Here is a 20,960-nt window from a genome sequence, read left to right as displayed (position 1 = left end):
GTTATTCCCATGCTGCCATCCCTGGGCTCCATCGCCTCTCGCCTGCGCCTGCGTCAGCTACGGCTGCTGATCGCCCTCGACGAAGAAGGCTCGCTGCACAAGGCCGCCGAACGCATCGCCATTTCCCAGCCCGGGGCCACCAAGGCGCTGCACGAAATCGAGAGCACTCTGGGCGCCACCCTCTTCCTGCGCACCCACCAGGGCCTGCAGCCCAACGACCTGGGCCGCTGCGTGATCCGCTATGCACGACTGATCGAGAGCGACCTGGCCCATCTGCGCGAAGAGATGCTCGGCATCCTCCAGGGGGAAGGCGGCCGTCTGGCGGTGGGTGTGATCATGGGCGCCGTGCCGCGATTGATCGCCGCGGTATCGCGCCTGGGCGCGGCGCAACCGCAGCTCGGCATCGAGATCATCGAGGACACCAGTGTGCGCCTGCTCGATTTGCTCGACGCCGGCCGCATCGAACTGGCCATCTGCCGCAGCAGCGTCAGCCGCCGTCCGGATGCCTATGACTGCCTGGAGGTGCGCGAAGAGCGGCTGGAGATCGTCTGCCACCCCCGCCATCCGCTGGCCGAGGCGCCAGCGCTGAGCCTGGCCGACCTGGTCGACAGTCGCTGGATCGTCTATCCGGCCAATCTGCCGATGCGCCTGACCCTGGAACGGGAATTCCGCGCGGCGGAGCTGGAGTTTCCTCGCTATCCCGTGGAAACCGCCTCGACCTTCACCCTGCTCGGCTTGCTGCAGGAAGACCCCAACCAGGTGGCCATGCTGCCCAGCGACATCGCCCAGTTCGGCGCAAGACACGGCCTGCTGCGTCGCCTGCCGGTCGTCCAGCGCACCCGCAACGAACCCTATTCGATCCTGGTGCGCCAGGGCGCGGGGTTGTCGGCCGCGGCGCAGCTGCTGCTGGAGCAGTGGCGGTTGGAGGGGTGAGGTAGGTGGGCAAACGCATCGCGGCCATGGGCCGCTCCTACATTAGCGTCCGTGCTTGTAGGAGCGGCCCATGGCCGCGATTGGTCTGACTTGCTGCAGCGGCCGCATCGGCGGACCGCCGTGGCCGCGATAACGCCGCTAAGAAGCCCTCTCAATACGTCGGCAGCGTCACCCCATGGAACAGCGTCTCCAGCTCCTGGCGGGTCGGCGTCTGCATGGCCTCGGTCAACACATCGCGGGTCAGGTGCGGCGCGAAGCGGCCGATGAAGTCGCACATGAAGCCACGCAGGAAGGTGCCGCGGCGCAGGCCGATCTTGGTCACGCTGGCCTCGAAGAGGTGGCTGGCGTCCAGGCAGACCAGGTCGGCATCGGCTTTGTGGTCCACCGCCATGTCGGCGACGATGCCCACGCCCAGGCCCAGGCGCACATAGGTCTTGATCACGTCGGCGTCCGCCGCGGTCAGCACCACGTTGGGCTCCAGGCCCTGGCGGGCAAAGGCCTCGTCGAGCTTGGAGCGCCCGGTGAAACCGAAGACGTAGGTCACCAGCGGCTGTTCCGCCAGTTGTTCCAGGGTCAGATTCTCGACCTTGGCCAACGGATGGTTCTGCGGAACGATGACGCAACGGTTCCAGCGATAGCAGGGCATCATCACCAGATCATTGAAGCGCTCCAGGCCTTCGGTAGCGATGGCGAAGTCGACGGTGCCGTCGGCGGCCATCTCGGCGATCTGGGTCGGCGAGCCCTGATGCATGTGCAGGGCCACGTCCGGATACTGCTTGATGAACTCGCTGATCACGTCCGGCAGCGCATAGCGCGCCTGGGTGTGGGTGGTGGCGATGGACAGGGTGCCCTTGCGCTCGTTGGAGAATTCCTGGGCGATCTGCTTGATGCTCTCGCACTTGCGCAGGATCTCGCCCGCGGTCTGGATGATGCGCTCGCCGGCCGGCGTTACCCGGGTCAGGTGCTTGCCGCTGCGGGCGAAGACCTCGACCCCCAGCTCGTCCTCGAGCAGGCGGATCTGCTTGCTGATGCCGGGCTGCGAGGTATAGAGGCTCTGGGCCGTGGCGGAGACGTTCAGATCGTGGTGGGCGACTTCCCAGATATATCGCAACTGTTGCAGCTTCATGCCGGCTCCTCGCTGACCCATGCGCAAGCATATAACAGTAAAGCAGGCTTCAAGCTTTTTCTAGACCGAAATCGAATTAAGTCGCTGGGGGACAAGGGCTGACGCTGGCGGATCACCCCTGGCGCAGCGGCACCAGGTACACAGGGATGCGCGCGGTCTGCAGCAGGCGGCTGGCAGTACGACCCAACGGCGCGACCTGGGCATCGCCCTGGCTGCGACTGCCGATCACCAGCAAATCCGCGGCGAACTCCTGAGCCTGCTTGAGGATGACCACTGGCGGATCGCCCTGCACCACCCGTACGGCCCTCACCAGGCCCACGGTGGCGGGGGTTTCCTGCAGGTCCTCGCGCAGGGACTCGAACACCTGCTGTTCGATGGTCTCCAGGACGAGGTCCAGACCGCCATTGCGCAGGCGATCCAGAGATTCGCCATCCAGATACTGCTGCAGCAGGGTGGAGGCCAGGAGGCCGAGCGGCTCCACCACATGGACGACATACAGCCGGGCCTGATGGATGCGAGCGAGATTCAAGGCGTGCTGAAAGACATAGGACGAACACAGGCCCAGGTCCGTGGCATAGAGCAGCGAGCGGATCACGATTCCTCCTGGCCAGATCAGCCGATCAGGCCGGTACGACGCGGGATAGCCCTTTCCAGCGTAGCAGGGGATTGCGGTTCACGCTGCGAACCGCACACCAGAGCCCTTTCAGGGCAGCTCCTCGGGCTCGCGCTCCGCGGCGGTCAGGATCGCCGCCACCAGCGCCGGCTCCCGTAGCGGCGCCTGCACCGGACCGAGAAAATCGCCATCCCGGACCAGGAACAACGCCGGCAGATGAAAGACGCCATAGCGCTGCACCAGTCCCCCGCTGCGTTCGGCATCCACCCAGTACAGTCGCTCGACCGGCAACGTCGCCACAGGCAGTACCTGGCGTGCCAGGCGGCAGGTGGCGCAGCCAGCGCTGGTAAAGATCAGCAGCGAGCGCCCAGACGCCGCCAGCAGGACGGCATCCGCCGTGCCATCGTCCAATTCCATCGCTTCCTCGTCGCGATCATCGCCAAAGCCCGCCCTCGGGCGCGCCAATAGCGTCGTAACCATTGTGAGCAGGCGGGACACGCGTTAAGGTGCCCCACCCTCTCCACCGTATTTTGCCTGCACGGGCCCCGTCCTGTCGCAGCGCCGTGACCGACGAGTAGCACCATGGCCGCACAGCCCCGCCTTAACGACCTCAACATCGAAGCCAACGAGCCGCTCATCACGCCCGAGCAGCTCAAACAGGAGATCCCGCTGAGCGATCTCGCCGCCGACACCGTCGCCCAGGGCCGCCAGGTCATTCGCGACATCCTCGACGGCAAGGACCATCGCCTGTTCGTGGTGATCGGCCCCTGCTCGATCCATGACATCAAGGCCGCCCACGAATACGCCGAGCGGCTCAAGACCCTGGCCGCCCAGGTCAGCGACAGCCTCTATCTGGTCATGCGCGTCTACTTCGAGAAACCCCGGACCACGGTGGGCTGGAAGGGTCTGATCAACGATCCCTATCTGGACGACTCCTTCAAGATCCAGGACGGCCTGCACATCGGCCGCCAGCTGCTGCTGGACCTGGCGGAAAAGGGCCTGCCCACCGCCACCGAGGCCCTGGATCCCATCTCCCCCCAGTACCTGCAGGACCTGATCAGCTGGTCGGCGATCGGCGCCCGCACCACCGAATCCCAGACCCACCGGGAAATGGCCTCGGGCCTTTCCTCCGCGGTCGGCTTCAAGAACGGCACCGACGGCAGCCTGACCGTGGCCATCAATGCCCTGCAGTCGGTTTCCAGCCCGCACCGCTTCCTGGGTATCGACCAGCGCGGCCAGGTTTCGGTGGTGATGACCAAGGGCAATCCCTACGGCCACGTGGTGCTGCGCGGCGGCAACGGCAAGCCCAACTACGATTCGGTCAGCGTCACCCTGTGCGAGCAGGCGCTGGTCAAGGCCAAGGTCAAGCCGAACATCATGGTCGACTGCAGCCACGCCAACTCCAACAAGGATGCGGCCCTGCAGCCGCTGGTGATGGACAACGTCGCCAACCAGATCGTCGAGGGCAACAATTCCATCGTCGGCCTGATGGTGGAAAGTCACCTGGGCTTCGGCAGCCAGCCGATTCCGGCGGATCTGTCGCAGCTGGAGTACGGCGTCTCGGTGACCGACGCCTGCATCGACTGGGCCATGACCGAGAAGAGCATTCTCGACATGCACCGCAAGCTCAAGGATGTGCTGCCGCGCCGCGCGCGCAGCTGATCCAGCAGCGGATACGAAAACGCCGGGCTCAGCCCGGCGTTTTTCATGGCGCGGCCGTTTAGGCCAGCGGCGTCACCTGGCCACGCCGCTCCAGGTAGTGCTCCACATAGGAGCAGGAGGGAATGACGCTGTAGCCGCGACTCTCGGCGTAGTTCAGCGCATGCTCGGTCAGCCGCGCTGCCAGGCCGCGCCCACGCAGGGTATCGGGTACGAAGGTGCGATAGAAATCCATCGTCTGCTTGCCCAGATCCATATAGGCGAGATAGGCGCGCTGGCCGTCGACGGAAAGCTGGAACTGATGATTGGCTTCATCGTGTTCCACGTGCAGGGACTCGTTCATGACTACTCCTTGGCGGTTTGGCTCCGCCTTATCCATTGTTATCGGTGATACCCGAAGACGAGAACGCACCCTTCCTGTGCGGGACTGAGCCACAGCGCGTCAGACCCCTCCGGAAGAAGCAGGTTCTGACCAGCCGTCGCACCGAGAAATCACACTATATCAGGCGGCCTGCGCGGGAGCAGGCGCGGCTTTGAACTTGACAACTTCCGGTCATCCTCTAACGTTTTGTTTTGAAACGTTCGTGGCTTTCAGCCATCCAAGCAGTTGCTGATACCGGCTGCACGCATTCGGGGACGAACTCGGGGGAGCGAAGGAGGATTTCCGCAAAAAATCTTTCTTCAACGGGTTTAGCTCAGTTTACTTACGACCGGTAATGAGTAGTATGTAGCCGCAATTTTCCACCTGGAAAATTGATCTTAAAACAGGATGTCTACCTCAAGGGGTTTACGATGAACAATGCTCTGAAATTCGCCGCCCTGGCTCTGGCCGCTGCTCTGGCCACTGGTTGCAGCACCGCTAACAAGGAAAGCGAAGCTCGCCTGACCGCTACCGAAGACGCCGCTGCCCGCGCCCAGGCTCGTGCTGACGAAGCCTACCGTCACGCTGACGAGGCTCTGGCCGCCGCTCAGAAAGCTCAGCAGACCGCTGACGAAGCCAACGAGCGCGCCCTGCGTATGCTGGAAAAAGCCAGCCGCAAGTAAGCGCCTCGGCTGGAAAGGCGAGTGGCAACAGTCGCCTTTCCCGGAGCAAACAAAAAGCCCGCCATCTCAGATGGCGGGCTTTTTGTTTGCCTGGCCGGCTGAGCGCGCTCAGCCAGTCCAGCTCACAGCGACTTAGCGGGCGCCTTGGCCACCGTACCGGTAACCATGCCGGCAGGCAGGTCGGCGATTTCCACCGGCAGGCCGTCCTGGCCCTGGACCACGTCACGCACCGTGTTCCAATTCACCGCGCTGTTGGCCTGCAGCAGGTCGTCACGCTTGATCAACGCATTGACCACCGCGGCCTGACGGTCGATCTCGGTCGGATCGCCCTTCACCGTCACCGGCTGGTGAGCTTCCAGGTAGAGCTTGCCCTGGCTCACGCCGAACTTGTAGGGCTCATCGATGATGCGCACCGGGGTACCCACGGGCAGCATGCTGACCAGTTCGGTCACATTGAAGTTGTACATGCGGAAGCAGCCATGGCTGACCTGCATGCCGATGCCGAATTTCTTGTCCGAGCCGTGGATCAGATAGCCCGGCAGGGTCAGACGGATCTTGTAGGGACCCAGGGGATTGTCCGGACCAGGCGGCACCACCTTGGGCAGCGGATCGCCTTCGGCGGCATGCTCGGCACGCACCGACTCCGGCGGATACCAGGCCGGATCCTTGATCTTGTCCACCACCTTGGTCACGCCGATGGGCGAGCCCCAGCCTTCGCGGCCGATGCCCAGCGGATAGGTGAACACCGAGTGACCACCCTTGGGGTAGTAGTACATACGGTACTCGGCGATGTTGATGACGATGCCTTCGCGCGGGCCGGGCGGCAGGATGAAGCGCGTCGGCAGCACGATCTCGGTACCGGCGCCCGGCAGCCAGGCATCCACGCCCGGGTTGGCGGCCACCATCTCGGTGTAGCCCAGGTCGTACTTCTGGCCGAGGTCGGCAAAGGTGTCTTCGTAGGCGGCCTTGATGACCTGAACCTCGCCGACCACGTCTTCACCGGGCGGCGGCAGCGGCAACTCCAGTGCCTGCGCCGTACCCGCGCTCAACAGACCAAACAGCGAGAGGGAACCGACCAGGGTCGAAACGCGCGCGGGCATGGGATGAATCCTTGCAAGGAGCAAAAAGGTGACGGCGCGAATTGTACACGCCTCGATCCGCGTCCGGCAGGGCCTCAAAAAGCCTGTAACGGATTGGGCAGCCCCCGTTTGGCGCCTTGCAACCGCTGCAGGCAGGCCGGGCACAGGGTCTTGAGCGCCAGTCCGCGGCGATCCAGCGGGTGCAGCCGCGGCCGCGCCGGCAGCAGGGTGCCGCACAGGGTCCGGTCGGTAGGCGAGCCCAGCTCCAGCTGCCGGGCGACGATATGGACCCGACCCTCGCGGCAGGCGAACAGGTCGAGCTGGGCATCGGGCTGGATCAGCTGATAGCCGTGCATGGACCGGGAAAGGCGGGACATCGGGATACTCCAGGGGCGGTTCCGCCAGGCGGTCGATTGGCCGGACCGGCGGGGCGCGCAACCTTAGCGGAAAGCCCCGTCGGGGAAAAGTCCGACGTTCAGTCGCGCAGCAGCGGCTGCAGCTGCGGCCAGGCGTTGTCCAGCAGCCGTTGCTGGGCATTGGCTTGGGGATGAATGCCGTCTGGCTGCATGAAGGCGGGGTCGCCCCCTACCCCTTCGAGCAGGAAGGGCACCAGGGCCACCTGCTGGGCCTTGGCCACGTCCGTGTAGACCTGGGCGAAGCCGTCGGTGTAGCGCGGTCCGTAGTTGGGTGGCAGGCGCATGCCCAGTAGCAGGACACGGGCACCCTGGGCCTTGGCCTGCGCCACCAGGGCGGTGAGGTTGCGTTCGATCTGGGTCAGAGGCTGACCGCGCAGGCCGTCGTTGCCGCCCAGCTCGATGGCCACCACCTCGGGCTGGTGATCGGCCAGCAGTCTGGGCAGTCGCGCCAGGCCACCGGTGGTGGTGTCGCCGCTGATGGAGGCATTCACCACCTGATAGTCGAGCTGTTGCTCCTGCAGGCGCCGCTCCAGCAGCCGCACCCAGCCCTGACCCTCGGCCAGGCCGTAGCCAGCGCTGATGCTGTCGCCCACCACCAGCAGGGTGCGCGCCATGGCCAGCGGTGTCAGGGTCAGACAGAGCAGGGCCAGCAGCCAGGCAATGCCTTGGCGCAAAGGTGCGCTGGACTTCGTCCGGCTTTTTGACTCTAACTCGCCACAGCCGCCCGCGTGCGGGCCCCTCGAATACGGCATCGGATACCTCATGAGCGAAGTCATTTTGCGGGCACGCGACCTTAGCAAGGTCGTCACGGGCGCGGAAGGCGCGCTGCCAATCCTCCAGGCGCTGGATCTGCAACTGGAAGCCGGCGACAGTTTGGCCATCGTCGGCAGCTCGGGTTCCGGCAAGTCCACCCTGCTGGGGCTGCTGGCCGGTCTCGACCTGCCCAGCAGCGGCGAGGTGCATCTCGCCGGCCAGCGACTGGACACCCTCGACGAAGACGCCCGCGCCCGCCTGCGTGCGGAACGGGTGGGCTTCGTCTTCCAGTCCTTCCAGTTGCTGGACAGCCTCACCGCGCTGGAAAACGTCATGCTGCCGCTGGAGCTGGAGGGTGCGCGCCAGGCCCGCGAGCAGGCGGTGGCCCTGCTGGAACGGGTCGGCCTGGGCGAGCGACTGCGGCACTACCCGCGCCAGCTCTCCGGGGGCGAGCAGCAGCGGGTGGCCCTGGCCCGCGCCTTCGCCCCGCGCCCCAGCATCCTCTTCGCCGACGAGCCCACCGGCAATCTCGACAGCCGCACCGGCGCCCACATCAGCGATCTGCTGTTCGAGCTCAATCGCGAGCGGGGCACGACCCTGGTGCTGGTGACCCATGACGAACGCCTGGCCGCGCGTTGCGCCCGCCAACTGCGCCTGGAAGGCGGCCGGCAGGTCGCGGCATGAGGCGCACCGGTCTACCGCTGACGCGGCTGTTCGGACTGGCCTGGCGCCAGAGTCTGCGCGAGCTCCGCGCCGGCGAGATCCGCATGCTCTGCCTGGCGCTGGTGGTGGCGGTCGCCGCCAGCGTCGCCATCGGCTACTTCACCGCCCGCCTCGGCGCGGGCATGGAAAATCGCGCCAGCGAATTCCTCGCGGCCGACCTGGTGCTGCTGGGCAGCGAACCGGCGCGACCGGAGCAGGTGGACGCCGGTCTGCGGCTCGGCCTCGACCACAGCCGCTCGCTCAACTTCAGCACCATGGCGGCGGGTGCCGAGGCCCTGCAGCTGGCCAGCGTCAAGGCGGTCCAGGCCAACTTTCCGCTGCGCGGCGAGGTGCGCAGCGCCGTGGCGCTAGAGGCGCCCGACCAGCCGGGTGGCGCCCCGGCGCCCGGGGAGGCCTGGGTCGAGCCGCGCCTGCTGCTGGCCTTGGACGCCAAGGTCGGGGATCGCCTGGACATTGGGCGCAAGACCCTCACCATCACCCGGGTGCTCACCTATGAACCGGATCGCGCCGGTGACTTCTACAGCCTGACGCCGCGGGTGCTGATCAATCTCGACGACGTGGCCGCCACCGGGGTCATCCAGCCCGGCAGCCGGGTGCGCTATCGCGAACTCTGGCGCGGCGAAGCCCAGGCCCTGGCCGCCTATCGCCAGGCGCTCACGCCGGCTCTGGCCGCCAACCAGCGCTTCGAGGGACCGGGCGACGGCAATCGGCAGCTGGGTAACGCCCTGGAGCGCGCCCAGCGCTATCTCGGCCTGGCCAGTCTGGTGGCGGTAGTGCTGGCGGGCGTGGCCGTGGCGCTGTCAGCCAATCGCTTCGCCACGCGGCGCTTCGACGCCAGCGCCCTGCTGCGTTGCCTGGGCCTGACCCGCCGTGATGCCCTGCTGCTCTATGGCCTGCAACTGGGCCTGCTGGGGCTGGCGGCTAGTCTGCTCGGCGCCCTGCTCGGCTGGCTGGCACAGCTGGTGTTGTTCGAACTGCTGCACGGACTCCTGCCAGCGCGCCTGCCAGCGGTCGGAATCGGTCCGGCGCTGGCTGGCATGGGTACCGGGCTGGTAGCCCTGGTGGGCTTCGCCCTACCGCCCCTGGCCGCCCTGGGCCGGGTACCGCCGCTGCGGGTGTTGCGCAGCGATCTGCAACCCGTGCCCCTGCGCACCTGGCTGGTCTACGGCTGCGCCCTGCTCGCCCTGGGGCTGATCATGTGGCGCCTGTCGCTGGATCTGCGTCTGACCCTGGCGCTGCTGGTGGGCGGCCTGGTCGCCGGCCTGCTGTTCGGCAGCCTGCTGTACCTGGCCCTGCGCGGCCTGCGTCGGGCCATGCAGGGTGCGCCCCTGGCCTGGCGGCTGGGTCTGGGCCAGTTGCTGCGTCATCCGCTGGCGGCGGTGGGCCAGACCCTGGCCTTCGGCCTGATCCTGCTGGCCATGAGCCTGGTGGTGCTGCTGCGGGGCGAGCTGTTGGAACGCTGGCAGGCGCAACTGCCGGCCGAAGCGCCCAATCACTTCGCCCTCAATGTGCTGCCGGACGAGCGCCAGGCCTTCGCCTCGGCGGTGACCGGCCTTTCGCCCCATGCCAGTCCGCTCTACCCCATTGTCCAGGGCCGTCTGGTCAGCGTGAAAGGGCATCCGGCGCAGGAAGGCCTGGAGGACGACTCCCGCGGCGGTCGCGCCACTCGACGCGACCTCAACCTGACCTGGTCGGCTGGGTTGCCGGACGGCAACCGCCTGGAAGCCGGTCAATGGTGGGATGCGCTGCCCGCCGGCGATCTGCCCGGCGTCTCGCTGGAAAGCGAGCTGGCGCGCAGCCTCGGCGTTGGGCTGGGCGACACCCTGGGCTTCGTCATCGGCGACCGCCAGATCGAGGCGCGAGTCAGCAGTCTGCGCCAGGTCGGCTGGGACAACTTCCAGCCAAACTTCTTTGTCATCTTCGCCCCGGGCGCCCTGGAAGACGTGCCTTTCACCTACCTGGGCAGCTTCTACCTGCCGCCCGGCCACGACCGCGAATTGCTGGCCCTGGCCCGTCAATTCCCGGCGGTGACCCTGCTGCCCATCGACGCCCTGCTCGATCAGCTGCGCAGCATCCTGCGCCAGGTCAGCGTGGCGGTGGAATTCGTGCTCCTGTTCGTGCTGGCCGCCGGTATCGCCGTGCTGCTGGCCGGCTTGCAGGCGACCCTCGACGAGCGCATTCGCCAGGGTGCCCTCCTGCGTGCGCTGGGCGCCCGGCGCGAGTTGCTGCAACGAGCGCGGCGGACCGAATTCATCCTGCTCGGCGGCGCCAGCGGCTTGCTCGCGGCGCTCGGTTGCGAGATCGTCAGCGCCCTGCTCTACCGGCTGGCCTTCGACCTGGACTGGCAACCCCATCCCTGGCTGCTGCTCTTGCCGGTGCTGGGCGCCCTGCTGGTCGGCGCGGCCGGTCTGCTGGGCACGCGGCGGGCCCTTACCGCCAGTCCGTTACTCATCCTGAGAGAAAGCTGATCCATGAGTCGTTATCGTCCGCCGCGCACCGCCGGCACGCCGCTGATCACCGCCGCCGGCGAAGCCCGGCTGCGCGCCGAACTCCACGAGCTGTGGAACGTGCGCCGGCCCCAGGTCACCCAGGCGGTGAGCGAGGCGGCCGCCCTGGGTGATCGTTCGGAGAACGCCGAGTACATCTACGGCAAGAAGATGCTGCGCGAGATCGACAGCCGGGTACGCTTCCTGCGCAAACGCCTGGAAAATCTCAAGGTGATCGACGCGCGGCCCGCCGATACGACCAAGGTCTACTTCGGCGCCTGGGTCACCCTGGAAGACGAAGCGGGCGCCGAAAAGCGCTACCGCATCGTCGGCCCGGACGAACTGGACCTCAGGCAGAATCTCATCAGCATCGACTCACCCCTGGCGCGCGCCCTGGTAGGCAAGGCACTGGACGCGGAAGTCCGCCTGCAGACGCCGGCCGGCGAACAGTGCTGGTATATCGTCGAGATCGAGTACCTCGATAACTGATCGCTTCGGCAGGCGCTTCCGTCTGAAAAAATGTGATTCAAGTCACATAAATAGGGCAACATCTAGGGCGCAACCGGCGGAGGACCGCCACCTTCTCAAGCAAGGATTCGCTGCATGAGAGCGCCGACGCTTTACGCTTTGCCCAATCAACGCCTACTGCGCTGGCTCGTGACCAGCAGGGACCCGCTCGACGAAAATCTGCTGCGGCAGCTGCTGGCCGGCCCGTTTTCCTCGCGGGGCTCTATGTTCGTCGGGGCCCTGAACAGTCTGTTGATCAGTTGGACCTGCGCCCTCCTGCATCCCACGCCCTTGTTCATCGGCTGGATGATTCTCGATACCCTGATCTGGATCACCCGTCTGTTGCTGCTGCACTGCATCCAGCTGATGGAAGGGCTCGCACCGCCGCGGCTCAGCGAAGTCTCCCTGCTACTCGGGCTGCTGTGGACGGCCACCCTGGGCCTGGGCACGGCCGCCTGCGTCCTCAGCGGCGATGTGGTGCTGCAGGTGCTGGGCTGTACCTCGGCGGTGGCCATGAACGGTGCCATCACCATGCGCAACCAGGGCATCCCGCGCTATGCCTTCTTGCAGATCCTGCTGACCGACATTCCGATGAAACTGGCCACCCTGTTCCAGCCCGAGCCCATGCTGCGACTGTTCCTGCTGCAGGCACCGCTCTATCTGACGGCCAACTGGATGCTGCTGGACAGGCTCAACCGCACCCTGGTGCGCGCCCTGACGGCCGAAGTCGATAGCCGTTGGCATGCCACTCACGACAGCCTGACCGGACTTTACAATCGCGCTGGCATTCTCGCGCTGCTCGAAGGCGCCCTGTACCGGCCTCGCTCGGAGTCCGGGCGCGTGGCGGTCTTCTATATCGATCTGGACGACTTCAAGGGCGTAAACGACTCCCAGGGCCATGCCGCTGGCGATCGTCTGCTGCAAGCCTGCGGCGAGGTGTTGACCCTGAGCGTGCGGCAGAGCGATTTCGCCGGACGCCTGGGCGGCGACGAGTTTCTGCTGGTGATGCAGGACGCCACCGAAGACGGGGCTCGGGACCTGGCCCGGCGTATCCTCGGACGCCTGGTGTCACAGGGCACGAGCGTGAGCATCGGCATCGCCCTGCAGCGGGCCATGGAGGACAGCCCGACCCTGCTGGCGCGGGCGGACCAGGCGCTCTACACCACCAAGCTGGCCGGCAAGGGCGGCTTCAGGCTGGCGGATACCTGTGCTAGCGCCGTCGGGTAATCACGCCCTGGCGCGCCACCCGAGTCAATTCCCGCACCAGGGCTGCGAGACCGGCTTGGCCCGGCGACTGCACCACGGCGAAGTCGAAGCTGTCGTCGCCGAAGCCGCGCAACTGCTCGGCGCGGTCGGCGAAGCGGATCTGCAGGGTACGGCTGTGGGGCCAGCGCTTGGGCCAGCCTTCGAGATAACGCAGCAGGGTGGGCTGGTCGGGACCGCCGAGCAGGATGGCCGGATGACAGGCGAGCTTGCCCTGGGTGAGCGGAGTAAGGCGTAGCGGGAGCGGTAGCATGGACGAAATTCCGCCTCGTGGATCCAGCTGGGCGGTAGTACGAGGCCTGTTCCGTCCAGCGCTTTAGCGGTATTTGGGAGCGCCCCGCAAGTTGCTGTTTAAATCGGCGCAGGATCATCCTAGGGAGGGCTCGACCGCCCTGTCAAGCGACCCTCAACCGTCTTCGTGCCTGGCACCTTTGGCGTTCGTTGTGGCCACTGCCGGCGCCTCGAGACGTGCTCGTTCGCGACTGAAGGCCACCCGATACTTGTTGACGCTGGCCACGTAGTTGACCACCCCGATGCCCACCTCCTCGGCGGCGATGCGTTCGACCTGGAAGAACCAGCGATCACCGTCCAACCCCTGTTTGCGGGCCTTGGCCCTGAGCGCCTGGACGCGCTCCGGGCCCAGGTTGTAGGCCGCCAGGGTAAAGGCGCGGCGTTCGCGCTCGGTCAGGCGTGGACTGGAAAAGAATTCCCGGCGCAGGCGAGCCAGATAACGGGTGGCGGCCTTGACGTTGTCTTCGGCGGAATGCAGGTTGCGCACCCCGACACTGCGCGCCGCCCGGGGGGTGATCTGCAGTAGTCCCGCCGCCCGTCCGGCGCCGCGGGCGTGGGGATCCAGGCCGGATTCCTTGTAGGCCATGGCGGCCAGGGTCAGCCAGTCGAAGTCGTAAGCCTTGGCGTAGCGTTGCAGCAGCGGTCGCACCTGGGCCAGGCGCTTGCGGTCGTGGGCTTGCAGCGGATCGCGCACCTGGTAGCGGCGCGCAGAGGCCTGGCGAAAGGCCTTGTCGTCGTCATGCGCCTGGGGTTGCCGGGCGAAGGCCCGTATTCGTTCGGCGAGCTGGTGCGCCGGGGCGCGCAGATACCAGAGCTGTGCCTGGTCATGGGCCACCACCACCCGATCGGCCACCCGCAGGCGCGACAGCACCCGCGCCCAGCGATGGGCCAGCCCGGACTCGACAACGGTGAGCGGATAGATGCCGGCCTGGGTCAGTTCCAGGACGTCTTCCACCGCCAGGGTCGGATCGGCCCACTCGACCTGTACCGGCCGCAGCCGGCGCCTTTCCAGCTGGGCGTTGAGCCGTGCCAGGGCCGGGCCGGCGGCACTGCCCTGGGGCAGCACCACCCGGCGCCCGGCCAGTTGTTCCAGCTGACGCGGCAGGCGCTGGCCGCGTCCACCCACCACCACCAGGCTGGTGGGCGCCGCCACCGACGCGGCGATCAGCACCGAATGCGGCGGTGGCAGCAGGGTTTCGCCCGGCGCCACCAGATCGCCCTCGCCTCTCTGCAGCGCCGCCAGCAGATCGTCCTTGGCCTTGGGGACAAGGACCAGGCGCAACGGCCGGCCCCCGGGTTGGTGCCGCAGGTAGCGGGCGAAGGCCTCCAGACGCCGATACTCGATGCCCAGGGCCTGACCGTTCCATTCGCCGGAGCTGTGGCGACTCTGGTTGACCAGGACGCGCAATTCTCCGGCACGCTCGATGGCGACCAGATCGCGGGCCGCGACATGGCGCGGCGCCTCGGGTGGCAGGGCGCCGAGCCGCGCCTGGGCGGAACCGGCGAGCAGGCAGCCGAGGATGGCAAGGGTGAATCGAAACGGCATCCAGGACTCCTGACCTGGCCGGGACAGCGCCGATAGCACCCGGACTACGGATAGAATGAGCGAACAAAGTCTGTAGAAGGTCCGCACCATGCAATTGATCGACATCGGCGTCAACCTCACCCACCCCAGTCTGCTCAAGGAGGTGGACGCGGTGATCGAGCGGGCCCAGGCCGCCGGTGTGATGCAACTGGTGCTGACCGGTACCACCCTGGAAGACAGCGAGAACGCCCTCAATCTCTGCCTGCGCCTGGACGCAGGCGAAGCGCTGTTCAGCACCGCCGGCGTCCATCCCCATGAAGCCTCGACCTGGAACGCGGCCGCTGCCAGGACCCTGCGTGACCTGGTCAGCCAGCCCAAGGTGCGGGCCCTGGGCGAATGCGGCCTGGATTTCAATCGCGACTTCACCCCGCGACCGCAGCAGGAGCGCTGCTTCGAGGAACAGCTGGCGCTGGCCGCCGAATTACGCCGCCCGGTGTTTCTCCATGAGCGCGACGCCAGCGAGCGAATGCTGGCGATCCTGCGCGACTATCGCGACCATCTGCCGGCGGCGGTGGTGCACTGCTTCACCGGCGAGCGCAAGGCGCTCTATGGCTATCTGGATCTCGACCTGCACCTGGGCATCACCGGCTGGATCTGCGACGAGCGCCGTGGCCTGCACCTGCACGAGCTGGTCGGGCAGATCCCGGTCGGGCGGCTGATGCTGGAAACCGATGCCCCCTACCTGCTGCCACGCACTCTCAGACCCAAGCCGCGCCATGGCCACAACGAACCGGCCTTCCTCCCCGAGATCCTGCGTACCGTGGCGCGCCTGCGCGACGAAACGGCCGAGCAGACCGCCCTGCACACCACCGCCACCGCTCGTGCCTTCTTTGCGCTGCCGGAGATCGCCGTGCCAGAGCGGGTCGAGGAATTCGACTAGGCGCAGGACGCCGCTGCGCTAAAGTCGAGGCCGCGCGGGCCGTTAAACTCAGGGCTTGTTCCACGGCGTTGCGCCCCTGTTCGCGGGACGTTGACGCCAGTCAAGATCCGGGGCGCGCCGGCCTGCCAGGCTGTGCGGCCCCGCCGACTGGAGGCCCCCTATGTTTGCCTGGCTGCGCGATATCTCTCTCAAGTACAAGTTCTGGGCGGTCAATGCCGTCGCCTTCGTCACCAGCCTGCTGCTGGTGCTGTTCGCCATGCAGCTGGAAGTCTCCGGTCGCGCCGAACAGCTCAAGGCGGTCAAGGTCGCCGTGGGCGACGCGGCGGCCAAGCTGAGCGCCCCGACCTTCGGCGACATCTTCCTGGCCCGAGCGCCGGAATACGCCCTGGCCGTGGGTGTGCTGATGCTGGTGCTGCTGGTGGCCTCGCAGCTCCTGATCCGCTTCATCCTCGGCAATCTGCAACGCCTCAAGGACACCATGCTGCGGGTGGAGCGCGACGGCGATCTCACCGCCCGGGTCGAGGTGCGCGGGCATGACGAGGTCGGGCAGATGACCCAGGCCTTCAACGCCATGCAGGACAGCTACACCCGCGTCGTCGGTACCGTGGCCGCCAGCGCCTCGCGGTTGGACGAAGGCGCCGGGCGCCTGGCCAGCGGCATGCAGGGCGTCCGCGGCGGCATGCAGGATCAACAGCACGAGACCGATCAGGCCGCCACCGCCATCAACGAGATGAGCGCCACCGTGCAGCAGATCGCCGAGCACGCCGCCGGCACCCGCGACCAGTCCCAGGAAGCCGACCGCCTGGCCGGCGCCGGCCAGCAGGCGGTGGAGCGCGTCAGCCATTCCATCGCCGACCTGTCCCAGGGCGTGCAGCAGACCGCGGTGATGATCCAAGAGCTGGCCGAGAACAGCGAGCGCATCACCAGCGTGGTCAACGTCATCCACGGTATCGCCGAGCAGACCAACCTCCTGGCGCTCAACGCCGCCATCGAAGCCGCCCGCGCCGGCGAGGCCGGCCGTGGCTTCGCCGTGGTGGCCGACGAGGTACGCAACCTGGCCAAGCGCGTCCAGGGTTCCACCGACGAGATCACCCGCATGGTCGACGGTCTCCAGGCGGGCACCCGCGATGCCGTGGAATTCATGCGCGAGAGTTCGCTCAAGGCCGACGACTGCGTGGTCCAGGCCGGCGCCGCCGGGCAGGCCCTGGCCGACATCACCGCCGCCGTGACCCTGATGCGCGACAGCAACACCCAGATCGCCGTGGCCGCGGAACAGCAAGCCCAGGTGGCGGAAGAGATGAGCAGGTCGGTTGTAGGCATCCGCGATGTCACGGAAAGGACCATGCTGCTGACGCAGGAGTCGGCCAGCACCAGCACCGAACTGGCCGCCCTTGCAGGAACCCTGAATCAGGCGATCCGCCAGTTGCGCCTATAGCCTCCATAGCGAGAGCGCATTCGCACGGTTGCCCGACAGGCGGCAAGATGCCCGCACGTTTTCGGAGAACCGTCATGCGCTCGGTCACCACCCTCACTTCCGCCGTGCTGTTGTTGCTGGGCCTGGGCTGCATTGCCCAGGCGCTGGGCAGCGCACACCCTCAACCGCTGATCCTGGCGGCCGTCGTCTGCCTGGTAGCCTTCGCCCTGCAAGCGCCTGACACCCTTCCCGTGCCTCAGTCGCTGCGCGCCTGACGGCCACGCAGCTGGCGTTTCAATCGCTTCAGCGCCCCGGTCAGAGCCGCCGTGTCCTGCGGCCGACCGGCATAGCGCTGCGCCTGGAATTCCTGGGCAAAGGCTAGGATCGCCGCGCGTGCCGCTGGCAGTTCTGCCATGGCGCGCCCGGCGAAGCGGCCGGCCGTTTCGCCGCTTTCGCGCGTCACCCCCTGGCGTGCCAGCAGGCGTTCGAACTGGGCGAAGCGTGCCAGCAAGGGATCCCGGGTCCGCTGCCAGGGCTTGAGCACCAGCAGCGTCATTACCCCGAGCACGCCCAATACTAGCAGCGCCAGGACCAGCCCCAGCCGTTGCAATGAGCCCTCGCCGAGCAACCGCTTGAGCAATTCGCCCTGGGTATCCTCCTGGTAGTTGAGCACCCACCGCTGCCAGCCGTAGTTGATCCGGTCCCAGCCCAGACGCAGCTCATTGAGCCAGGCCAAGTCGCGATAGCGATTGGCGGCGAAGGGGTTGTCCGCGAGGAATTCACTGGCCGCGCCCTGGGCCGCCAGAGCCTCCTGCAAGCCGCGCTCGACCCGCTCGGGCGCCACCTGGGCAGTAGGATCGACGCTGATCCAGCCCCGCCCCGGCAGCCAGTACTCCACCCAAGCATGGGCATCGAATTGCTGCACCAGCAGATAGCCACCCGCGGCATTGAATTCGCCACCTTGGTAGCCCGCCACCACCCGCGCCGGGATTCCCGCCACCCGCAAGGCGAAGGTCATGGCGCCGGCATAGTGGGCGCAGAAACCGCGACGGTTATCGAAGAGAAAGGCGTCGATGGCATCGACGCTGGCCGTGGGCGGCTGCAGGGTGTAGACGAAGGGCTGCTGGCGGAAGTAGGCCAGGATCGCCTGGGCCAGGGATTCAGGGGTCGGCGCACGCGCCTTGAGCCCGGTCACCCAGGCGCGGGTGCGCGGCTCGCCGCCGCTGGGCAGCTGCAGCGCTCGGCGCTGGCTGGACGCGGACAGCCGCTCCGCCTCGCGGGTCGCCTGTGGCCAACTGGATACCCGATAAAGCAACGCCTGGTCCACCGGACGGCGGCGCTGCAGATGGAAGTCGCTGGCCAAGCGCACGTCACGCTGATCGCTGCGCGCCACGTCCAGGCCATAGAGCCAGGGTCGACCGCTCGGCTCCATCACCACCTGATAGTCCAGCCGGGGTCCAACGGGCGTCCAGGCCGGCTCCGGACTCCAGGCCGTGTCGGGGTCGACCGACCAGCGCGCGCCGTCGAAGCGCTCGTAGGTGGTGGCGCGCCAGTAGAGGTCGCGCTGCGCCGGCCGCTCGCCGTCGAAGCTCACCCTGAACACCCGCTCGGCGGACTGCGACAGCTGGGCGATCTCCCCGGGCGCCATGCTGTCGCCCAGCCCGGTGCGCGCCTGGTCGCCCGGTTGCGGCAGCGACCACAGCGGACCGATACGGGGAAACACCAGGAACAGCAGCAGCATCAGCGGCACCGCCTGCAGCAGCAGCGTGCCGGCGACCCTGAGGGTCGCCAGCGGGCGGCTGGCCAGGATGCTCTGCTGCAACCCGATCAACGCCGCCACCAGGGCGGTCACCGGCAGTAGGCTGTAGAGCGCGGCGAGCAGGCCGTCCTCGAACAGGTAGGCGATCACTACGGAAAAGAAACCCAGGTAGATCACCACCAGGGCATCGCGGCGACTGTGCATCTCGATCAGCTTGAGGGCGAAGGTCACCAGCAGCAGCACGGCGCCGGCGTCCAGGCCGATGAAGGAGCCGCGCGACAGCCAGATGCCGCCCATGGTCAAAAGCAGCAGGCCGCCCTTTTCGATCCGCGTCGGCGCCCGCACCCTCATGCGAAACAGCAGCACCCGCCAGCCGGCGCAAAAGGCCCAGAGCAGCCCGACCCAGGGCGGCAGATGGGTAAGGTGCGGCAGGATCACCAGGGCCTGGGCCACCAGCAGCCAGATCAGGGCGATGCGCGGAATGGGTTGCGGCACGGCGCCACTCATGCCGGCCTCCCGAACAGGGCCAGGGCCTGCAGCGCCGCGTCGCGATGGCTTTCACCGCCAGCCGGCGGCAGCTCTACCCCGGGCACCCTCAGGCCGAAGCGCAGCTGGCGGGCGCTGTAATCGAGCACCGCCTGGCACAGCCAGGACAGTCGCGTCTCGGTGTCGCCATCGAGCACGCTGAAATCCAGCCAGAGTTCGCTACCGGCCAGGGCGGTGAAGTCCTTGACCAGCAGGCCCTGGCCTCGGGAAAAGGCCTTCCAGTCCAGCCGCCGACGCGAATCGCCCGGCTGATAGGGCCGCAGCCCCTGGAAGTCGTCGGCGCCCTGCCCCGTCTGGCGCTGGCCCTCTTCGCTTCCGGCAGCCTGGCCACTGCGCAGCGGTGTCGTGGTCGCCAGTGGCTGCGGGTAGACCAGGGCGCGTACGTCCAGGTCCAACCAGCTCCAGGCGACGAACAGGCCAAGGGGGAAACGGCTCTCCACCCGCAGTCGCCCGGGCCTCAGCCAGCCACGGCTCGGCGCCGGATGAAAGACCTGCAGGGCGACGCTCTCCCCCGCTGGTACGTCGCTGAGCACCAGCGGCTCGTTGCGCCAGCCCAGGGCGATGCCCTGGTGCGCGCGGCGATCGCTCTCCAGGCGCAGGCGAAAGCCGGCGGCCTCTCCGGCGAACACCGGGCTGGCGCCGCCACTGGCCAGTTGCAGGCCGGCCAGGTTGCGATAGGTGTGCAACATGGCCACCAGCGCCAGGGAAAACAGCAGGAAGGTCAGGCCATAGGCCAGGCTGTTCTGGTAGTTGATGCCGGCCAGCAGCATCAGCAGTAGGGCGATGGCGAAGGCGCCGCCCTGGCGGGTGGGCAGAATGAAGATGCGCCGCTGATCGAGGGTGATGCGCGTGGCCGGGGGAATCCGTCGGGCCAGCCAGCCGTCTCGATAGCGCTGCCAGGCGCCGCCGGTCACAGCGCCGGGACTTCGCGCAGCAGCCATTGCACCAGGGCGCCGCCACCGTGCCCGGCGGGATCGGCGATGTCGCGCAGGCGATGCCCGGCCACCGCTGGCAGCACCGTCTGGACATCCTCGGGCAGCACATGGTCACGGCCCGCCAGCAGCGCCCAAGCCCGCGCCGCGGCCAGCAGCGCCAGGCTGCCGCGGGGCGACAGGCCGAGGGCGAAGGAGGTCTGGGTGCGGGTGGCTTCCACCAGGCGCAGTACATAGTCCACCACCGCCTCGCTGGCATGGATGCGCGGCACCTCGGCCTGGATCAGCCGCAGCTGGGCGTGATCCAGCAGGGGCTCCAGCCGCGGCAGCTGGTCGCGTCCGGAGCCGCCGAGCAGCAGCGCCCGTTCCGCGGCGCGGCCGGGATAGCCGAGCGACAGCCGCATCAGGAAGCGATCGAGCTGGGATTCCGGCAGGGCGAAGGTGCCGCCCTGGGAGACCGGATTCTGGGTGGCGATGACGAAGAAGGGATCGGGCAAGGGCCGGGTGGCGCCCTCGATGGTCACCTGCCCCTCTTCCATGGCTTCCAGCAGTGCGCTCTGGCTCTTGGGCGTGGCGCGATTGATCTCGTCGGCCAGCAGCAACTCGGCGAACACCGGCCCGGGATGGAAGACGAACTGGCCGCTGTCGCGATCGAACACCGAGGTGCCGAGGATATCGCCGGGCAAGAGATCCGAGGTGAACTGGATACGCTGGAAGGACAGCCCCAACACCTTGGCCAGGGCATGGCTGAGGGTGGTCTTGCCCATGCCGGGCAGGTCTTCGATCAGCAGGTGCCCCCGTGCCAGCAGGCAGGCCAGCGCCAGCCTGACCTGGGTTTCCTTGCCCAACAAAACGCCGTCTACCGCCTTGAGACAGGCGTTCAACCTATCGTGCATACCCTGAGGTCTCTCGCCTTGCGCCGACGCGAGAAGGCGTCGGCCTGCAGAACGA

22 protein-coding genes are annotated in these 20,960 nt (G+C 67.4%); 10 read left to right on the top strand and 12 right to left on the bottom strand.

Features of this window, described 5'->3' with window-relative positions; all coding sequences use genetic code 11:
- Positions 1 to 9: 9 nt before the first annotated feature.
- The gene (locus NRG74_RS01430; protein WP_173149397.1) at positions 10 to 933 is read left to right on the top strand and encodes a LysR family transcriptional regulator; all 924 of its coding nucleotides are present in this window, start codon (positions 10 to 12) and stop codon (positions 931 to 933) included.
- Positions 934 to 1,084: 151 nt separating this feature from the next.
- Here the strand turns inward: NRG74_RS01430 and cysB are convergent, their stop codons facing one another.
- From cysB to NRG74_RS01415, 3 genes are all read right to left on the bottom strand, one after another.
- Positions 1,085 to 2,059, bottom strand: a complete 975-nt coding sequence (cysB, locus tag NRG74_RS01425; protein WP_064307456.1) for an HTH-type transcriptional regulator CysB — start codon at positions 2,057 to 2,059, stop codon at positions 1,085 to 1,087.
- Between the two features lie 112 nt (positions 2,060 to 2,171).
- On the bottom strand, positions 2,172 to 2,654 hold the full coding sequence (locus NRG74_RS01420) for a universal stress protein (protein ID WP_017641920.1): 483 nt from the start codon (positions 2,652 to 2,654) through the stop codon (positions 2,172 to 2,174).
- A 108-nt stretch (positions 2,655 to 2,762) separates the two neighbouring features.
- Entirely contained in the window at positions 2,763 to 3,089 is a 327-nt protein-coding gene (locus NRG74_RS01415) for a thioredoxin family protein (RefSeq protein ID WP_068383835.1), read from the bottom strand.
- Positions 3,090 to 3,254: 165 nt separating this feature from the next.
- Here NRG74_RS01415 and NRG74_RS01410 point away from each other — a divergent pair, with 165 nt between their 5' ends.
- Positions 3,255 to 4,334 (top strand): 3-deoxy-7-phosphoheptulonate synthase, encoded by a 1,080-nt coding sequence (locus NRG74_RS01410; protein WP_017641918.1) that lies wholly within the window; start codon positions 3,255 to 3,257, stop codon positions 4,332 to 4,334.
- Positions 4,335 to 4,392: 58 nt separating this feature from the next.
- Here NRG74_RS01410 and NRG74_RS01405 read toward each other — a convergent pair whose 3' ends face one another.
- Positions 4,393 to 4,674, bottom strand: coding sequence for a GNAT family N-acetyltransferase (locus NRG74_RS01405; protein ID WP_064307454.1), 282 nt, complete (start codon positions 4,672 to 4,674; stop codon positions 4,393 to 4,395).
- A gap of 449 nt (positions 4,675 to 5,123) precedes the next feature.
- Here NRG74_RS01405 and NRG74_RS01400 point away from each other — a divergent pair, with 449 nt between their 5' ends.
- A complete protein-coding gene (locus tag NRG74_RS01400; RefSeq protein ID WP_007160560.1) occupies positions 5,124 to 5,375 on the top strand; it encodes an Lpp/OprI family alanine-zipper lipoprotein in 252 nt (83 codons plus the stop codon).
- Positions 5,376 to 5,497: 122 nt separating this feature from the next.
- Here NRG74_RS01400 and NRG74_RS01395 read toward each other — a convergent pair whose 3' ends face one another.
- From NRG74_RS01395 to NRG74_RS01385, 3 genes are all read right to left on the bottom strand, one after another.
- A complete protein-coding gene (locus tag NRG74_RS01395; RefSeq protein ID WP_017641916.1) occupies positions 5,498 to 6,475 on the bottom strand; it encodes a L,D-transpeptidase family protein in 978 nt (325 codons plus the stop codon).
- 74 nt (positions 6,476 to 6,549) lie between these two features.
- On the bottom strand, positions 6,550 to 6,831 hold the full coding sequence (locus NRG74_RS01390) for a hypothetical protein (RefSeq protein WP_017641915.1): 282 nt from the start codon (positions 6,829 to 6,831) through the stop codon (positions 6,550 to 6,552).
- 98 nt (positions 6,832 to 6,929) lie between these two features.
- Positions 6,930 to 7,484 (bottom strand): arylesterase, encoded by a 555-nt coding sequence (locus tag NRG74_RS01385; RefSeq protein WP_257706547.1) that lies wholly within the window; start codon positions 7,482 to 7,484, stop codon positions 6,930 to 6,932.
- A gap of 148 nt (positions 7,485 to 7,632) precedes the next feature.
- Between NRG74_RS01385 and NRG74_RS01380 the strand changes: the two genes are divergently transcribed.
- From NRG74_RS01380 to NRG74_RS01365, 4 genes are all read left to right on the top strand, one after another.
- Positions 7,633 to 8,307 carry an ABC transporter ATP-binding protein gene (locus NRG74_RS01380; protein WP_257705553.1) on the top strand — a complete coding sequence of 225 codons (675 nt, stop codon included), beginning with the start codon at positions 7,633 to 7,635 and terminating at the stop codon, positions 8,305 to 8,307.
- The gene (locus NRG74_RS01375) at positions 8,304 to 10,814 is read left to right on the top strand and encodes an ABC transporter permease (protein WP_257705552.1); all 2,511 of its coding nucleotides are present in this window, start codon (positions 8,304 to 8,306) and stop codon (positions 10,812 to 10,814) included. Before NRG74_RS01380 ends, NRG74_RS01375 begins: the two co-directional genes overlap by 4 nt.
- A gap of 3 nt (positions 10,815 to 10,817) precedes the next feature.
- Complete coding sequence (greB, locus tag NRG74_RS01370; RefSeq protein ID WP_257705551.1) at positions 10,818 to 11,321, top strand: transcription elongation factor GreB; 504 nt, start codon at positions 10,818 to 10,820, stop codon at positions 11,319 to 11,321.
- A gap of 168 nt (positions 11,322 to 11,489) precedes the next feature.
- The gene (locus tag NRG74_RS01365) at positions 11,490 to 12,566 is read left to right on the top strand and encodes a GGDEF domain-containing protein (RefSeq protein WP_257705550.1); all 1,077 of its coding nucleotides are present in this window, start codon (positions 11,490 to 11,492) and stop codon (positions 12,564 to 12,566) included.
- On the opposite strand, the gene NRG74_RS01360 is transcribed toward NRG74_RS01365, so the two are convergent.
- Both NRG74_RS01360 and NRG74_RS01355 read right to left on the bottom strand, forming a co-directional pair.
- The gene (locus NRG74_RS01360) at positions 12,550 to 12,855 is read right to left on the bottom strand and encodes a hypothetical protein (protein ID WP_064307449.1); all 306 of its coding nucleotides are present in this window, start codon (positions 12,853 to 12,855) and stop codon (positions 12,550 to 12,552) included. The genes NRG74_RS01365 and NRG74_RS01360 overlap by 17 nt on opposite strands.
- Positions 12,856 to 13,008: 153 nt before the next feature.
- Entirely contained in the window at positions 13,009 to 14,439 is a 1,431-nt protein-coding gene (locus tag NRG74_RS01355) for a transglycosylase SLT domain-containing protein (protein WP_257705549.1), read from the bottom strand.
- An 88-nt stretch (positions 14,440 to 14,527) separates the two neighbouring features.
- Between NRG74_RS01355 and NRG74_RS01350 the strand changes: the two genes are divergently transcribed.
- From NRG74_RS01350 to NRG74_RS01340, 3 genes are all read left to right on the top strand, one after another.
- Entirely contained in the window at positions 14,528 to 15,358 is an 831-nt protein-coding gene (locus NRG74_RS01350; protein WP_257705548.1) for a TatD family hydrolase, read from the top strand.
- A 160-nt stretch (positions 15,359 to 15,518) separates the two neighbouring features.
- The gene (locus tag NRG74_RS01345; RefSeq protein ID WP_257705547.1) at positions 15,519 to 16,793 is read left to right on the top strand and encodes a methyl-accepting chemotaxis protein; all 1,275 of its coding nucleotides are present in this window, start codon (positions 15,519 to 15,521) and stop codon (positions 16,791 to 16,793) included.
- A gap of 74 nt (positions 16,794 to 16,867) precedes the next feature.
- Entirely contained in the window at positions 16,868 to 17,047 is a 180-nt protein-coding gene (locus NRG74_RS01340; RefSeq protein ID WP_257705546.1) for a hypothetical protein, read from the top strand.
- On the opposite strand, the gene NRG74_RS01335 is transcribed toward NRG74_RS01340, so the two are convergent.
- Genes NRG74_RS01335 through NRG74_RS01325 form a run of 3 tightly spaced genes read right to left on the bottom strand, consistent with a single transcriptional unit; the run spans position 17,029 to position 20,905 of the window.
- Positions 17,029 to 19,038, bottom strand: coding sequence for a transglutaminase TgpA family protein (locus NRG74_RS01335; RefSeq protein ID WP_257705545.1), 2,010 nt, complete (start codon positions 19,036 to 19,038; stop codon positions 17,029 to 17,031). The genes NRG74_RS01340 and NRG74_RS01335 overlap by 19 nt on opposite strands.
- Positions 19,035 to 20,018, bottom strand: coding sequence for a DUF58 domain-containing protein (locus NRG74_RS01330; RefSeq protein WP_257705544.1), 984 nt, complete (start codon positions 20,016 to 20,018; stop codon positions 19,035 to 19,037). The genes NRG74_RS01335 and NRG74_RS01330 overlap by 4 nt, the downstream gene beginning before the upstream one ends.
- Positions 19,988 to 20,905: an AAA family ATPase gene (locus NRG74_RS01325; RefSeq protein ID WP_026083939.1), complete on the bottom strand. Its 918-nt coding sequence runs from the start codon at positions 20,903 to 20,905 to the stop codon at positions 19,988 to 19,990. The genes NRG74_RS01330 and NRG74_RS01325 overlap by 31 nt, the downstream gene beginning before the upstream one ends.
- Between the last annotated feature and the right edge of the window lie 55 nt (positions 20,906 to 20,960).

The sequence above is a fragment of the Pseudomonas oryzihabitans genome (assembly GCF_024652905.1).
Taxonomy (GTDB): Bacteria; Pseudomonadota; Gammaproteobacteria; order Pseudomonadales; family Pseudomonadaceae; genus Chryseomonas; species Chryseomonas benzopyrenica.
This window is presented reverse-complemented; position numbering and strand designations above follow the sequence as displayed.

Excerpts from the sequence above, each read along its gene's own strand:
- NRG74_RS01330 (WP_257705544.1), bottom strand. The coding sequence starts at position 20,018 with ATGGCTGCTGCGCGAAGTCCCGGCGCTGTGACCGGCGGCGCCTGGCAG.
- cysB (WP_064307456.1), bottom strand. The coding sequence starts at position 2,059 with ATGAAGCTGCAACAGTTGCGATATATCTGGGAAGTCGCCCACCACGAT.
- NRG74_RS01400 (WP_007160560.1), top strand. The coding sequence starts at position 5,124 with ATGAACAATGCTCTGAAATTCGCCGCCCTGGCTCTGGCCGCTGCTCTG.
- NRG74_RS01375 (WP_257705552.1), top strand. The coding sequence starts at position 8,304 with ATGAGGCGCACCGGTCTACCGCTGACGCGGCTGTTCGGACTGGCCTGG.
- NRG74_RS01415 (WP_068383835.1), bottom strand. The coding sequence starts at position 3,089 with ATGGAATTGGACGATGGCACGGCGGATGCCGTCCTGCTGGCGGCGTCT.
- NRG74_RS01380 (WP_257705553.1), top strand. The coding sequence starts at position 7,633 with ATGAGCGAAGTCATTTTGCGGGCACGCGACCTTAGCAAGGTCGTCACG.
- NRG74_RS01325 (WP_026083939.1), bottom strand. The coding sequence starts at position 20,905 with ATGCACGATAGGTTGAACGCCTGTCTCAAGGCGGTAGACGGCGTTTTG.
- greB (WP_257705551.1), top strand. The coding sequence starts at position 10,818 with ATGAGTCGTTATCGTCCGCCGCGCACCGCCGGCACGCCGCTGATCACC.
- NRG74_RS01405 (WP_064307454.1), bottom strand. The coding sequence starts at position 4,674 with ATGAACGAGTCCCTGCACGTGGAACACGATGAAGCCAATCATCAGTTC.
- NRG74_RS01355 (WP_257705549.1), bottom strand. The coding sequence starts at position 14,439 with ATGCCGTTTCGATTCACCCTTGCCATCCTCGGCTGCCTGCTCGCCGGT.
- NRG74_RS01350 (WP_257705548.1), top strand. The coding sequence starts at position 14,528 with ATGCAATTGATCGACATCGGCGTCAACCTCACCCACCCCAGTCTGCTC.
- NRG74_RS01345 (WP_257705547.1), top strand. The coding sequence starts at position 15,519 with ATGTTTGCCTGGCTGCGCGATATCTCTCTCAAGTACAAGTTCTGGGCG.
- NRG74_RS01430 (WP_173149397.1), top strand. The coding sequence starts at position 10 with ATGCTGCCATCCCTGGGCTCCATCGCCTCTCGCCTGCGCCTGCGTCAG.
- NRG74_RS01395 (WP_017641916.1), bottom strand. The coding sequence starts at position 6,475 with ATGCCCGCGCGCGTTTCGACCCTGGTCGGTTCCCTCTCGCTGTTTGGT.
- NRG74_RS01390 (WP_017641915.1), bottom strand. The coding sequence starts at position 6,831 with ATGTCCCGCCTTTCCCGGTCCATGCACGGCTATCAGCTGATCCAGCCC.
- NRG74_RS01340 (WP_257705546.1), top strand. The coding sequence starts at position 16,868 with ATGCGCTCGGTCACCACCCTCACTTCCGCCGTGCTGTTGTTGCTGGGC.
- NRG74_RS01385 (WP_257706547.1), bottom strand. The coding sequence starts at position 7,484 with ATGGCGCGCACCCTGCTGGTGGTGGGCGACAGCATCAGCGCTGGCTAC.
- NRG74_RS01360 (WP_064307449.1), bottom strand. The coding sequence starts at position 12,855 with ATGCTACCGCTCCCGCTACGCCTTACTCCGCTCACCCAGGGCAAGCTC.
- NRG74_RS01335 (WP_257705545.1), bottom strand. The coding sequence starts at position 19,038 with ATGAGTGGCGCCGTGCCGCAACCCATTCCGCGCATCGCCCTGATCTGG.
- NRG74_RS01410 (WP_017641918.1), top strand. The coding sequence starts at position 3,255 with ATGGCCGCACAGCCCCGCCTTAACGACCTCAACATCGAAGCCAACGAG.